This is a genomic window from Pseudomonas syringae CC1557, from assembly GCF_000452705.1.
Classification (GTDB): Bacteria; Pseudomonadota; Gammaproteobacteria; order Pseudomonadales; family Pseudomonadaceae; genus Aquipseudomonas; species Aquipseudomonas syringae_F.
Genome location: NZ_CP007014.1, coordinates 5,109,429 through 5,122,205, shown reverse-complemented (window position 1 = coordinate 5,122,205; position 12,777 = coordinate 5,109,429). Strand labels below are relative to the sequence as shown.

Sequence of the window (12,777 nt, the reverse complement as noted above, 5' to 3'; positions counted from 1 at the left end):
CGTGACTTCCTGTCTGTCACCACGGAAAGCTCACAGCCGAATGGGTATGCATTGTCGCCCTTAAGCTGGCGGTTGATCCAACTGTTCCAGCATCCAGTGTAGAAAAACCCGGATTTTGGGCACGTCGGCGGTATGTTCCGGATAGGACAGGTAGTAGGCACTGTTAGTGCTGGGCAATGCGTAATCCCACGCAATCACCAGTTTGCCCTCGGCCAGTTCTTCCTCGACCAGAAAGCGTGGCAGCAGCGCAACGCCGCAGCCAACCTGAGCGGCGCGGATGCACATGTAGAACGTTTCAAAGCGCGGGCCGTGGTAGCTGTGGTCGGTTTGATAGCCCTGGCTTTCGAACCATTCATGCCAGGCCTGCGGGCGGAAGGCATTCTGCAACAGCACCAGTTCGCTCAACTGGGTCGGGTCGCTGAAGGGTTTATCAGGCAGGCTGTCGGGCGCACATACCGCTACCAGTTCCTCGCCAAACAGCTTTACGCTCTCCGCGCCGGGAATGGCCGCCTGACCGAAGTAGAACGACACGTCGCAACGGCCCTTGATCAGGTCATCGGGCTCCTGCTCGTTGAGCAGGTCCAGGTGAATGTGCGGGTGACGCAGACGCCAGCCTTTCAGGCGTGGCACCAGCCAGCGCGCACCGAAGGTCGAAGGCGTCGAGACCCGCAGCACCTCGGTGTCGCCACCGTAGGAGCGCAGGAAGTGGGTCGACATCTCGATCTGCGTGAGGATCTTGCGTACCTCTGCCAGATACAGCGCGCCGGCCGGCGTCAGTTGCAGGCGCCGACGTACGCGCTGAAACAACAGGTGCTGGACCAGCTCTTCAAGCTGCGCCACCTGTTTGCTGACTGCACTCTGCGTCAGGTTCAGTTCTTCCGCGGCACGCGTGAAACTCAAATGCCGGGTGACCGCCTCAAAGCATTGCAGGGCAGCGATTGAAGGCAGGTGGCGTTTGTTCAGCATGGCAGGGCTTCTCTGTTTTGCGACACGAGCGTGCTGACCTCAGCAACATGAATGGCCTGGATGATATCTCGCCTGCAAGGCGTTTGTCGGTCACATACAGGGCAGTGCTCTGCGGATTTTCTCTACGATGGGGCGTGCCTCTCGAAACCGGGTGCTGGTTTCGGCAATTCCCGACAATTCCGCTAGCCTTAAATGGTGCGTCTCGTAGCGTTCGCGCACCGCGCGTGTGCACTTCGGTGACGTGTGTTGTTACAGGTGGGTTGCCCATCAGCGAATGCACGGGTTGCTACTCGAATGACGACTGGTTGCTCTTTTTTGAGTGGGGGTTGCACCTTCTGCGCTTCAAGCAATCGCACGGCCTTTGCACACGGTGTTCAGGTCATTGAATGAGCTGAAAAACATGACATTTCTCATTACTAAAAAGTGATGGCACGCGCCTTGCTCTGAGCAAGGCTGTATCTGTTCGATCATGTAAGCGCAGTGCCAACTAAAAAAATTCCTCAGGAGCACCACTCATGTCGCATACGTTTTACAGGAAAGGTTTTCTGGCAATCGCAGTGGCAACTGCATTGGGCGTGTCTTCGTTTGCACAGGCGGACGTGAAAATCGGTGTGGCAGGACCAATGACCGGTGCCAACGCATCGTTCGGTCAGCAGTACATGAAAGGTGCGCAGGCAGCAGCCGACGCAATCAACGCGGCAGGTGGTGTGAACGGGGAGAAAATCGTGTTGGTCGCAGGCGATGATGCCTGTGAGCCGAAGCAGGCCGTGGCAGTCGCCAACCGCCTGGTCGATCAGGACAAGGTGATTGGCGTGGTCGGGCACTTCTGCTCGTCGTCAACCATCCCTGCTTCGGAGATCTACGGAGATGCAGGCGTTATTGCCATCACGCCAGGCTCGACCAACCCGACAGTGACCGAGCGCGGCCTGAAAGAGATGTTCCGCATGTGCGGCCGTGACGATCAGCAGGGTATCGTTGCCGGTGACTACATCGTCGACGTGCTCAAAGGCAAGAAAGTGGCGGTCATCAACGACAAGGACACTTACGGCAAGGGCCTGGCGGATGCAACGGCCAAGCAGCTGGTCGCGCGTGGCGTCAAGCCGGTACTTGAGGAAGGTCTGACCCGCGGCGAGAAAGACTTCAGTGCTCTGGTTACCAAGATCCGCTCGGTAGGTGCTGACGTCGTGTACTTCGGTGGCCTGCATCCGGAAGCCGGTCCGCTGGTTCGCCAGATGCGCGAGCAGGGCCTCAAGGACGTCAAGTTCATGTCCGATGACGGCGTCGTGACCGACGAACTGGTCACCACTGCAGGTGGCGCACAGTACGTCGACGGCGTTTACATGACCTTCGGTGCTGACCCGCGCGCACTGCCGGACAGCAAGGCTGTCGTGGATCAGTTCCGCAAGGCCGGTTATGAGCCTGAAGGCTACACCCTGTACGCTTACGCCTCGGTACAGGCCCTGGCTGCCGGTTTCAATGGTGCCAAGTCCAACAAGGGTGACAAGGCGGCCGAATGGCTCAAGGCCAACCCGGTCAAGACCGTCATGGGTGAAAAAGCCTGGGATGCCAAGGGTGACCTGAAAGTCTCCGACTACGTGGTTTATCAGTGGGACGCAGCCGGCAAATACAAGCAACTCGAAAAACAGAAGTGAGATAGACCTCGTGTCAGTGCTGCCCGCCAGATGCTGACCCGGTGATGGGCTCGCCCATGAGCGAGCCTGCATCTCTTTTATTGTTTTCGGACCTGCCGGTCGTGCCTCAACAGGGCGTGGCCGGGAGGGTGCTGAGCTGCCTTTCAGTGTGTGAGCGTGCGTGATGGATGGAATCTTCCTGCAACAAATGGTCAACGGACTCACTCTCGGGTCTGTCTACGGCCTTATCGCCATCGGCTACACGATGGTTTACGGCATCATCGGCATGATCAACTTCGCCCATGGTGACGTGTACATGATTTCCGCCTACCTGGCCGCCATCGGCCTCGCGGTTCTGTCTTTCTTCGGCGTTGAATCCTTTCCATTCCTGATTCTCGGTACGCTGGTGTTCACCATCGTGGTAACCGGCGTTTACGGGTTCGTCATCGAGCGTGTGGCTTACAAGCCGCTGCGCAACTCGACCCGGCTGGCACCGCTGATCAGTGCCATCGGTATTTCCCTGATCCTGCAGAATTACGCGCAGATCAGTCAGGGCGCCCGGCAGCAGGGGGTGCCCACGCTGCTTGAAGGCGCGTGGCGCTTCGAGGTCGGCAGCGGCTTCGTGCAGATCACCTACACCAAGATCTTCATCCTCATCGCCGCGTTCGTCGGTATGGGCGTGCTGACCTACATCATCAAGTACACCAAGCTGGGCCGCATGTGCCGTGCCACGCAGCAGGATCGCAAGATGGCGTCGATTCTCGGTATCAACACCGATCGGGTCATTTCCTACGTGTTCATCATCGGCGCGGCCATGGCCGCACTGGCCGGTGTGCTGATCACCATGAACTACGGCACCTTCGATTTCTACGCCGGGTTCATCATTGGTATCAAGGCGTTCACGGCTGCGGTGCTTGGCGGGATTGGTTCGCTGCCGGGCGCCATGCTGGGCGGTTTGATCCTGGGGGTTGCCGAGTCGCAGTTCTCCGGTCTGATCAACTCCGATTACAAAGACGTGTTCAGTTTCGGCCTGCTGGTCCTGATCCTGATTTTCCGTCCCCAAGGCCTGCTGGGTCGCCCACTCGTGGCGAAGGTATAAGTATGTCCGCTCCTGCCGCTATTCCTGTCTCCAAACCTGTCGAAATCAAGAAAAGCCTGATCGATGCTGTGGTCGCCGGGTTGCTGGCGCTGATCGTGTTCGGACCTATTGTGGGTATCGTGCTCGACGGTTACAGCTTCAACCTGCAACCGACCCGCGTCGCCTGGCTGGTCGCCATTGTCATGGCCGGGCGCTTTCTGATCAGTCTGTTCCTGCAAACGCCCCGAGGGCTACGCGTTTCCCAGAGCTTTGAAAGCTCTGACTCCGGCGTGCATGTGCTCAAACCGGACCATAAGTCCAGCCTGTACTGGATCATTCCGTTGCTGATCGTGATTGCCATCGTGTTCCCGATCTTCGCCAACAAGTACATCCTGACCGTGGTCATCCTTGGTCTGATTTACGTGTTGCTGGGGCTGGGGCTGAACATCGTGGTCGGTCTGGCGGGGCTCCTCGATCTTGGCTACGTAGCGTTTTACGCCATCGGCGCTTACGGTCTGGCGCTGGGCTATCAATATCTGGGACTGGGCTTCTGGTCGGCCTTACCGCTGGCGGCGATTGCCGCGGCGCTGGCCGGATGCATTCTCGGCTTCCCGGTGTTGCGCATGCATGGCGACTATCTGGCCATCGTGACCCTCGGGTTCGGCGAGATCATTCGCCTGGTGCTGAATAACTGGCTGTCGTTCACCGGCGGCCCGAACGGTGTGCCGGTGCCGGCGCCAACCTTCCTGGGGCTGGAGTTCGGCCGACGCGCCAAGGATGGCGGGGTGCCGATCCACGAATATTTCGGCTTCGATTACAACCCGGACCTGAAATTCATCTTCATCTATGCGGTGCTGTTCCTCGTCGTGCTGGGTGTGCTGTTCATCAAGCACCGCCTGACCCGCATGCCGATCGGGCGTGCCTGGGAAGCCCTGCGTGAGGACGAGATTGCCTGCCGCTCGATGGGCCTCAATCACGTGCTGGTCAAGCTCTCGGCGTTCACCATCGGTGCTTCGACGGCAGGCCTTGCGGGCGTGTTTTTTGCCAGCTATCAGGGCTTCGTCAACCCGACGTCCTTCACCTTCTTCGAGTCGGCGCTGATTCTGGCCATCGTGGTGCTGGGTGGCATGGGTTCGACCATTGGTGTGGTGATTGCCGCTTTTGTACTGACTGTCGCTCCCGAGCTACTGCGCAGTTTCTCCGAGTACCGCGTGTTGCTGTTCGGGATTCTGATGGTGCTGATGATGATCTGGCGGCCACGCGGCCTGATCCGCATCAGCCGTACCGGGGTGAAACCGCGCAAGGGCGCGTTGGTGACAGAGGGGGCTGCGCGATGAGCAATGAAGTGATCCTCTCCGTCGAGCACCTGATGATGCACTTTGGCGGCATCAAGGCCCTCAGCGACGTCAGCCTCAAGGTACGCCGCAACTCGATCTTTGCCTTGATCGGCCCCAACGGCGCGGGCAAGACCACGGTTTTCAATTGCCTGACCGGTTTCTACAAGGCCACTGGCGGGCGCATCGAACTGCACACTCGTGGCAAGACCACCAACGTGATCAGGCTGCTGGGCGAGCCCTTCAAGGCGACCGATTTTGTGTCGCCGAAAAGCTTCCTCAGCCGTGTGTACTACAAGATGTTTGGTGGTACGCACCTGGTCAACCGGGCAGGGCTGGCGCGCACGTTCCAGAACATTCGTCTGTTCAAGGAAATGTCGGTGGTCGAGAACCTGCTGGTTGCCCAGCACATGTGGGTCAACCGCAGCCTGATCAGCGGGATTCTCAACACCAAAGGCTATCGCAAGGCCGAAGAGGACGCGCTCAATACCGCGTTCTACTGGCTGGAAGTGGTCGATCTGGTGGACTGTGCCAACCGTCTGGCTGGCGAGTTGTCGTATGGGCAGCAACGCCGTCTGGAGATCGCCCGCGCCATGTGTACGCGGCCGCAAGTGATCTGCCTCGATGAACCGGCTGCCGGTCTTAACCCTCAGGAAACCGAGGCGTTGAGCGGCATGATTCGCCTGCTGCGCGACGAACACGACATGACCATCGTGCTGATCGAGCATGACATGGGCATGGTGATGGGCATTTCCGACGATATTGTGGTGCTTGACCACGGCAATGTGATTGCCATGGGCGGGCCGGAACAGATCCGTAACGATCCGAAGGTGATCGCTGCGTACCTGGGCGCTGATGAAGAGGAGCTGGTATGAGCAAGCCGATCCTCGAACTGAAAGAGATCGATGTGTTTTACGGGCCGATTCAGGCCCTCAAGAAGGTCTCGCTGCACATCAACGAAGGCGAAACGGTCAGCCTGATCGGCTCCAACGGTGCAGGCAAGTCCACACTGCTGATGTCGATCTTCGGCCAGCCGCGTGCCGCCAGCGGGCAGATCATCTATCAGGGCACCGACATCACCCAGAAGTCGTCGCATTACATCGCCTCCAACGGCATTGCGCAGTCGCCGGAAGGGCGGCGGGTGTTCCCCGATATGTCGGTCGAGGAAAACCTGATGATGGGCACCATCCCGATTGGCGACAAACACTCCGCGGAAGACATGCAGCGCATGTTCGAACTGTTTCCGCGCCTCAAGGAACGGCGTAATCAGCGCGCCATGACCATGTCGGGTGGCGAACAGCAAATGCTCGCCATTGCCCGCGCATTGATGAGTCGTCCCAAGCTGCTGCTGCTTGATGAACCGAGCCTTGGTCTGGCACCGATCATCGTCAAGCAGATCTTCTCGACTCTGCGCGAGCTGGCGGCCACCGGCATGACCATCTTCCTGGTCGAGCAGAACGCCAACCATGCGCTCAAGCTGTCCGACCGCGCCTACGTGATGGTCAATGGCGAGATCCGTCTGTCCGGCACCGGCCAGGAATTGCTGGTCAATGAAGAGGTCAGAAACGCCTATCTGGGCGGCCACTGAATCGGTCATAAACTTCGCCGTTTCCTGCGCACGCCCCGGAGGTTCAAACGTCCGGGGCGTCGTTCTTTGGAATTGTGGAAAACAATTTTGGCGAGCCTCCAGACTGCGACATAAAACCGCTGCAAATGGTTGTTTTGTCACAGTTTCGACTTGTTCAGGTTTACTGTGGAACTGGCTGTTAATAACTTGGGAGTATTTACCTGCAGCCCTTTATGCATAAGGCGTGTAGCCAGCTGGTTAAAATTTGAGCAAAGGTTTTCAGCCAACTTTCAGGGGTGTTTGTCAACAGCTTTGCAGCTGGTCGTTCATACAGTCTTCTGTGTCGTTCCGCCTGTGGATAAGTCTGTGAACAAGCATTGGAAAGAGTGAGCCAGCCGTTACTGCATCTGGGCTACAGGCCATCACGGTTTTCTGATGCTTATTGAGTTCTTCAGGGTATCGAGCAAAGTCAAGGGAAAAACGTTGCATCTTTTGCTGGAGGCCCCGTATGGCGTGGCTTTCAGCGTATCCGAGTTGCCCCCAGAGATTGTGTGTCTGACTGTGGATAAGGTGGGCAAAACTACCTGCGAGGCCCGGAGCATATGGCTTTGCCCGAGTTGATCGTTTTTTGTACAGATTAAACCGGGTTGTTGCATCGCAGTCCCGCGGACGGGCATTCTGCTGCCCTGCCGAACACTTATTAACAGGCTGCGCTTTTTTCGCGCCATGTCAGGAGAATCAAATGACTTCCACTGTATTCATCACGGGCGCTACTTCCGGTTTCGGCGAGGCCTGCGCGCGTCGCTTTGCCGAGGCGGGCTGGGCGCTGGTGCTGACCGGTCGCCGCAAGGACCGCCTGGATGCCCTGAGCGCCGAACTGTCGAAGCAGACCAAGGTGCACACGCTGGTGCTGGATGTGCGTGACCGCAAGGCGATGGAGAGCGCCATAGCCGATTTGCCAGCAGAGTTCGCCAGCATTCGCGGCCTGATCAACAACGCAGGTCTGGCGCTGGGGATTGATCCTGCACCGAAATGCGATCTGGACGACTGGGACACCATGATCGACACCAACGTCAAAGGTCTGGTCTACACCACTCGCCTGTTGCTGCCACGCCTGATTGCGCATGGTCGCGGTGCAAGCATCGTCAACCTGGGTTCAGTGGCCGGTAACTATCCCTATCCGGGCGGCAACGTGTACGGCGGCACCAAGGCATTCGTCGGTCAGTTCTCGTTAAACCTGCGCAACGACTTGGTCGGCACTGGTGTTCGGGTGACCAACCTTGAGCCAGGGCTTTGCGAGAGCGAGTTTTCGCTGGTGCGTTTCGGGGGGGACAAAGCCAAGTACGACGCTACCTACGCAGGCGCCGAGCCCATCCAGCCGCAGGACATCGCTGACACCATTTTCTGGATCATGAACACGCCAGCGCACGTCAACATCAACAGTCTGGAGCTGATGCCCGTCAGCCAGACCTGGGCCGGCTTTGCGATTGATCGCAATCGCGGCTGATCAGCCTTCTGCTGGCTTCGGCGGCGGGAATGCAGCGATGAAGCGATTCTCGATATAGTCGGCCAACCCGATGTAACAGGTCGCCAGGTGATAAGGCGTGGTCGACGGCATATCGCTGCGGCTGACGCTGCCATCGGGTTCGACGCACTCGTTCCAGCCTTTGGCATGCAGGAAGCGCTGTTCGAACGCCAGCAACTGGTCGGCCAGCGCGGCCTCGCATTCTGGCCTCAGCGCCATTGCCCGCAAATATTCAGCCTGAGCCCAGATGCGCTGGGTAGCGTCGCGTACCGTGCCCTCCAGCGTCAGCGTGGCCGTTACTGCCCCAGTCTGTAGGTCGACACCTTGCGCTTGTGCGTAGGCAAATGCGCGGGTCATGGATTCGTGCAGCTCACGACCGTGCAGATCTGGCGAAGATTGCAGCAGGAAAAACCATTCGAACTGATGACCTGGCTCGTACCAGTTATCCACAGCGTCCAGCGGTTTCTCCAGCATTACGCCGGTCGCCGGGTCGACGAAGCGGCGCTGCATGTGGATAACCAGCGCATCCATCGCCGACTGAGTGGTCGGGTCGGCGCGTACCGACAGCGTCGCGAGAAAGGCTTCCGCCAGATGCATCAGCGGGTTCTGTAATGGGCCTGTGCCCAGCGCTGACCAGTCTTCATCGAGTTGCGCTTCATACAACCCGTCATCGTCGGCAAAGCGTTCAGCGACGACCTCAAGCGCCGCATTGAGGACTGATTCGGCGAGCGGGTCCCGCACCTTCGCCCAGTAATGCGCACAGGCAAAGATGATGAACGCGTGAGTGTAGAGGTCCTTGCGGCGATCCAGCGGCTTGCCCTGTGGATCAATGCTGTAGAACCAGCCGCCGTGCTCGGCATCATGGAAGTGCTGCTGTAGCGAACGGAACAGTGCAGCGGCTCGCGTTCGCGCCTCTGGCACTTCAGGACGGTCGATCAGGCTGGAAAACAGGAATAATTGCCGCGCACAGGCCATCGCCCGATAGCGCTGCGGCGGCAGCGGCTGATCGTTGGCATCCAGCGCTTCGTAAGGCAATGCCAACTGTGCATTCCAGCCCGGCCCCTGCCAGAGCGGCACGACGACTTGCAGGAAGTGCGCCTGCAAAGCGGCGAACACCGGAGTCAGTTCAGGGGCGGAGGCAGAGCTGGAAACATGAGGCATCGGCGGGCATCGCGGCAGTGTCGAAGTGCGCAGCATGTTATCAGGATTGCTGCGCTGTAGGCTCGGCAACGGACGCAAAGCAGTCCAGAACTGCATGCCAACGCGGAGCGCCTGCACGAGAGTCATCGATAGGCAATCAGCCCGCCAGCAACCACACACCCGCCGCTGCCGAGGCTGCGCCTGCGAGACGAACCAGTGGCTCAGCCGCTTGTGGCAGTACGCGCACGAACGCGTAACCCGCGGCGTGCAATGCAGCCGTCGCTGCCACGAAACCTGCCGCGTAAGCCCATGGGCTGGACATCTCAGGCAGTTCAAGACCATGCGCCACGCCATGAAACAGGGCGAACAACGCAGTTGCCGCGACCGCCAGTGCCAGCGGTGGACGAACCGCCAGTGCCACTGCCAGGCCCAGCGCCAGCACCGAGGCAGCAATACCGCTTTCCAGTGCAGGCAGGTTCAGGCCTTCGAAGCCCAGAACGCCGCCGATCAGCATGGTGCCGACAAAGGTGCAAGGCAACGCCCAGCGCGCCGCGCCTTTTTGCTGCGCGGCCCACAGACCGACCGCAAGCATCGCCAGCAAATGATCCAGACCGCCAAGCGGATGACTGATGCCGGCGATCAGGCCGCTATCGCCATGACCGGGGTGAGCCAGTGCCAACGTCGGCATCAACAGCAGGGCGAGGGCGCCCAGGGCTTTTTTGTAGTTCATCAACGGGTTCCTTATGGTGGTGAATTCAGGCGGCCGCAGTCAGCAGGCCCTGGCGCTCGATGAAGGCAATAATCTGTTCCAGACCCTGGCCGGTTTTCTGATTGCTGAAAACGAAAGGTTTTTCGCCGCGCATCTTGCGCGTGTCGCTGTCCATCATCTCCAGCGAAGCGCCCACCAGCGGTGCAAGGTCGATTTTATTGATCACCAGCAGGTCGGACTTGCAAATACCTGGCCCGCCTTTGCGGGGCAGCTTGTCGCCCGCCGACACGTCGATCACGTAGATTGTCAGGTCGGAGAGTTCGGGGCTGAAAGTTGCCGACAGATTGTCGCCACCGGACTCGACGATGATCATGTCCAGGCCTTCGAAACGCCGGTTCAACTGATCGACCGCTTCCAGATTGATCGACGCGTCTTCGCGGATCGCAGTATGCGGGCAGCCTCCGGTTTCAACGCCGATGATGCGCTCAGGGGCCAGCGCTTCATTGCGCACCAGAAAGTCGGCGTCTTCGCGGGTGTAGATATCGTTGGTCACGACTGCCAGGTTGTAGCGATCGCGCAAGGCCAGGCACAGCGCCAGGGTCAGGGCGGTCTTGCCGGAGCCTACCGGGCCACCGATGCCGACGCGCAGGGGTTGGCTGTTCATTGAGTTCTCCTTGGAGGCTGATCAGGACCGGAATAACCGGCTGTATTGACGTTCGTGCGCCATGCTCGCCAACGCCAGGCCGAAGGCCGCGCTGCCAGCATGGTAGGTATCGTGTGCGGTGGCGTTGATTTGCGCCTGTTGCAGCAATGGCAATAGCTCGCTGGTCAGGCGTTGCGCGGCCTGCTGGCCCAGCGGCAGGGTTTTCATCAGTACCGCCAGCTGGTTCTCCAGCCAGCTCCACAGCCATGCGGCCAGCGCGTCCTGCGGGCTGATCTGCCAGGTGCGCGCCGCCAGCGCCCAGCCGAGCGCCAGATGTGGTTCTTCGGTTTGCTCCAGAAACTGGCGGGCATCGCGGTCCAGCTCAGGCAGCCCGTTGAGCAACTGCTTCAGGGAGTAGCCCATCTGCCGGCTTTCAAGATGCAGCTCGCGGGTTTCACGACTGGCGCGATGCTGCTCGCTGACTTGCAGCAGTTGGTCCCAATCGCCCACTGCCGCTGCTTCGCAATGCGCCAGCAGCAAGGGCGCTTCGAAACGGGCAAGATTGAGCAATAACTGATCACCAATCCAGCGCCCTGCGGTCTGCGGATCAATAACGATGGACTGCTCCACGGCCATCTCCAGCCCTTGCGAATAGCTGTAGCCGCCAATCGGCAACTGCGGACTGGCCAGACGCAAAAGCGCCCAGGCGCTGTTCACGTGCGCACACCGAACTGGTGCATGCGGGGTGGGTAGTTGAAGTCCTCTTCCCCGGCACGCGAATGATGATGGCCGCCGCCATAAGCGCCATGTTCCGGCTGGAACGGTGCTTCGATGGTTTCAGTGGTCGCGCCCAGTTGATCGAGCATCGCCTTGAGCACGTAGTCGTCGAGCAGGCGCAGCCAGCCATCACCCACTTGCAGGGCAACGTGTCTGTTGCCCAGATGATAAGCCGCGCGGGTAAGCTCGAAGGCGCTGCTGCACGTGACGTGCATCAGCTTTTCGGGACGCGCGCAGACACGTACCACGCGGCCGTCCTCAGCCTGCAGAAACTCGCCATCACGCAACGGTGACTGGCCTCGTTGCAGGAACAGCCCCACGTCTTCGTTTTCCGCACTGAAGCAGCGCAGACGACTTTTGCTGCGTGCTTCGAAATTCAAATGCAGCTCGGCGGCCCATTCGGCCTGAGGTTCGATTCGAGTGTGAATCACCAGCATCAGATTGCTTCCAGGCAGTTGCGATGCTTCAAATCAGAGCAAGGTGCTTGCCAACAAGGCAGGGCGTCGGAAATGGCTGACGGAAGTGGCTTACATCAGTTCCCAACGATTTAATGAGTGAATGTTTTTGGTGCGCAACGTCTGGCTCGCACCAATTCAGGGCGTTGAAATTGTTCAATGTGGGAGCGAGTCGGGCGACGCTTCGCTTGCTCGCGAAGGCAATATTTCAAACACCCTGTCTCTTGAGGCTTTCAATCGTGGCTGCCAAGTCCGCGCCAGTGGCGTGCGCCGATGAAGATGAAGCGCAGTTGCTGGGTGATCTTGGCCTGAGGCGTGAGGTGCGGAGCCAGCGAGGCGGGGGGTGGGTCGATCAGTTCGGGCAGCATGGCGAACACGCTTTTGACCACCAGGTCGGCGATGATCGACAGCGCTTCGGCGTTCAGGTGGCGCCATTTGGGCATCTTCGCCAGGTCGGCGGTCAGGTCGGCGCTGATGCCCTCGCGCAGGGCGCCAAGGGCCTGCCGCACCTTGAGCGAGCCACCGTACTGCTCGCGGGCCAGAAACAGAAACTGTGAACGGTTTGCCGCAACGCGCTCCAGAAAGATCTTCACCGAAGCGCGAATCAGCCCGCCCACGGCAAATTCGTTTTGCCGCACCAGTCGAATGGTTTCACGGAAGGTCTGGCCGACTTCGCTGACCAAGGCCAGGCCCAGTTGATCCATATCTTCAAAGTGGCGATAGAAACCTGTCGGTACAATGCCTGCGGTACGGGCTACTTCCCGCAAACTCAGGCTGCCGAACCCGCGTCCGCTCTCCATTAAATGGTGGGCAGCCTCCATAAGGGCTCGGCGGGTTTGTTGTTTCTGTTCGGCGCGCGGCAGCATGGCTCAAACGATTCTTGGCATAGACTGGGGAGCACTTTACCAAAAGCGCTTTGCTTGCGTCGAAGAGGTTTAATGCAACCTATCCA

At 59.3% G+C, this 12,777-nt stretch carries 13 protein-coding genes; 6 read left to right on the top strand and 7 right to left on the bottom strand.

Going from position 1 to position 12,777, the window contains the following annotated elements; genetic code table 11:
• Positions 1 to 60 precede the first annotated feature (60 nt).
• On the bottom strand, positions 61 to 966 hold the full coding sequence (locus N018_RS22630; RefSeq protein ID WP_025390810.1) for a LysR substrate-binding domain-containing protein: 906 nt from the start codon (positions 964 to 966) through the stop codon (positions 61 to 63).
• Positions 967 to 1,481: 515 nt separating this feature from the next.
• On the opposite strand from N018_RS22630, the gene N018_RS22625 reads away from it, so the two are divergent.
• From N018_RS22625 to N018_RS22600, 6 genes are all read left to right on the top strand, one after another.
• The gene (locus N018_RS22625; protein ID WP_025390809.1) at positions 1,482 to 2,618 is read left to right on the top strand and encodes a branched-chain amino acid ABC transporter substrate-binding protein; all 1,137 of its coding nucleotides are present in this window, start codon (positions 1,482 to 1,484) and stop codon (positions 2,616 to 2,618) included.
• 163 nt (positions 2,619 to 2,781) lie between these two features.
• Positions 2,782 to 3,696, top strand: coding sequence for an ABC transporter permease subunit (locus tag N018_RS22620; RefSeq protein ID WP_011266504.1), 915 nt, complete (start codon positions 2,782 to 2,784; stop codon positions 3,694 to 3,696).
• Positions 3,697 to 3,698: 2 nt separating this feature from the next.
• Positions 3,699 to 5,012 (top strand): high-affinity branched-chain amino acid ABC transporter permease LivM, encoded by a 1,314-nt coding sequence (gene livM / locus N018_RS22615; RefSeq protein WP_024644091.1) that lies wholly within the window; start codon positions 3,699 to 3,701, stop codon positions 5,010 to 5,012.
• Entirely contained in the window at positions 5,009 to 5,884 is an 876-nt protein-coding gene (locus tag N018_RS22610; protein ID WP_025390808.1) for an ABC transporter ATP-binding protein, read from the top strand. Before livM ends, N018_RS22610 begins: the two co-directional genes overlap by 4 nt.
• Positions 5,881 to 6,597 carry an ABC transporter ATP-binding protein gene (locus N018_RS22605; RefSeq protein WP_004407872.1) on the top strand — a complete coding sequence of 239 codons (717 nt, stop codon included), beginning with the start codon at positions 5,881 to 5,883 and terminating at the stop codon, positions 6,595 to 6,597. The genes N018_RS22610 and N018_RS22605 overlap by 4 nt, the downstream gene beginning before the upstream one ends.
• A 721-nt stretch (positions 6,598 to 7,318) precedes the next feature.
• The gene (locus N018_RS22600; RefSeq protein ID WP_025390807.1) at positions 7,319 to 8,083 is read left to right on the top strand and encodes an SDR family oxidoreductase; all 765 of its coding nucleotides are present in this window, start codon (positions 7,319 to 7,321) and stop codon (positions 8,081 to 8,083) included.
• Here N018_RS22600 and N018_RS22595 read toward each other — a convergent pair whose 3' ends face one another.
• From N018_RS22595 to N018_RS22570, 6 genes are all read right to left on the bottom strand, one after another.
• Complete coding sequence (locus N018_RS22595) at positions 8,084 to 9,298, bottom strand: AGE family epimerase/isomerase (RefSeq protein ID WP_025390806.1); 1,215 nt, start codon at positions 9,296 to 9,298, stop codon at positions 8,084 to 8,086.
• A gap of 100 nt (positions 9,299 to 9,398) precedes the next feature.
• Positions 9,399 to 9,971: a HupE/UreJ family protein gene (locus tag N018_RS22590; protein WP_024644095.1), complete on the bottom strand. Its 573-nt coding sequence runs from the start codon at positions 9,969 to 9,971 to the stop codon at positions 9,399 to 9,401.
• Positions 9,972 to 9,996: 25 nt separating this feature from the next.
• Positions 9,997 to 10,614 carry an urease accessory protein UreG gene (gene ureG, locus N018_RS22585; protein ID WP_007250976.1) on the bottom strand — a complete coding sequence of 206 codons (618 nt, stop codon included), beginning with the start codon at positions 10,612 to 10,614 and terminating at the stop codon, positions 9,997 to 9,999.
• A 21-nt stretch (positions 10,615 to 10,635) separates the two neighbouring features.
• A complete protein-coding gene (locus tag N018_RS22580) occupies positions 10,636 to 11,310 on the bottom strand; it encodes an urease accessory protein UreF (RefSeq protein WP_025390805.1) in 675 nt (224 codons plus the stop codon).
• Positions 11,307 to 11,807: an urease accessory protein UreE gene (gene ureE / locus N018_RS22575; RefSeq protein ID WP_025390804.1), complete on the bottom strand. Its 501-nt coding sequence runs from the start codon at positions 11,805 to 11,807 to the stop codon at positions 11,307 to 11,309. The genes N018_RS22580 and ureE overlap by 4 nt, the downstream gene beginning before the upstream one ends.
• Before the next feature lie 251 nt (positions 11,808 to 12,058).
• The gene (locus tag N018_RS22570) at positions 12,059 to 12,691 is read right to left on the bottom strand and encodes a TetR family transcriptional regulator (protein ID WP_024644098.1); all 633 of its coding nucleotides are present in this window, start codon (positions 12,689 to 12,691) and stop codon (positions 12,059 to 12,061) included.
• Positions 12,692 to 12,777: the final 86 nt, after the last annotated feature.

Excerpts from the sequence above, each read along its gene's own strand:
- N018_RS22630 (WP_025390810.1), bottom strand. The coding sequence starts at position 966 with ATGCTGAACAAACGCCACCTGCCTTCAATCGCTGCCCTGCAATGCTTT.
- N018_RS22625 (WP_025390809.1), top strand. The coding sequence starts at position 1,482 with ATGTCGCATACGTTTTACAGGAAAGGTTTTCTGGCAATCGCAGTGGCA.
- N018_RS22620 (WP_011266504.1), top strand. The coding sequence starts at position 2,782 with ATGGATGGAATCTTCCTGCAACAAATGGTCAACGGACTCACTCTCGGG.
- livM (WP_024644091.1), top strand. The coding sequence starts at position 3,699 with ATGTCCGCTCCTGCCGCTATTCCTGTCTCCAAACCTGTCGAAATCAAG.
- N018_RS22610 (WP_025390808.1), top strand. The coding sequence starts at position 5,009 with ATGAGCAATGAAGTGATCCTCTCCGTCGAGCACCTGATGATGCACTTT.
- N018_RS22605 (WP_004407872.1), top strand. The coding sequence starts at position 5,881 with ATGAGCAAGCCGATCCTCGAACTGAAAGAGATCGATGTGTTTTACGGG.
- N018_RS22600 (WP_025390807.1), top strand. The coding sequence starts at position 7,319 with ATGACTTCCACTGTATTCATCACGGGCGCTACTTCCGGTTTCGGCGAG.
- N018_RS22595 (WP_025390806.1), bottom strand. The coding sequence starts at position 9,298 with ATGCTGCGCACTTCGACACTGCCGCGATGCCCGCCGATGCCTCATGTT.
- N018_RS22590 (WP_024644095.1), bottom strand. The coding sequence starts at position 9,971 with ATGAACTACAAAAAAGCCCTGGGCGCCCTCGCCCTGCTGTTGATGCCG.
- ureG (WP_007250976.1), bottom strand. The coding sequence starts at position 10,614 with ATGAACAGCCAACCCCTGCGCGTCGGCATCGGTGGCCCGGTAGGCTCC.
- ureE (WP_025390804.1), bottom strand. The coding sequence starts at position 11,807 with ATGCTGGTGATTCACACTCGAATCGAACCTCAGGCCGAATGGGCCGCC.
- N018_RS22570 (WP_024644098.1), bottom strand. The coding sequence starts at position 12,691 with ATGCTGCCGCGCGCCGAACAGAAACAACAAACCCGCCGAGCCCTTATG.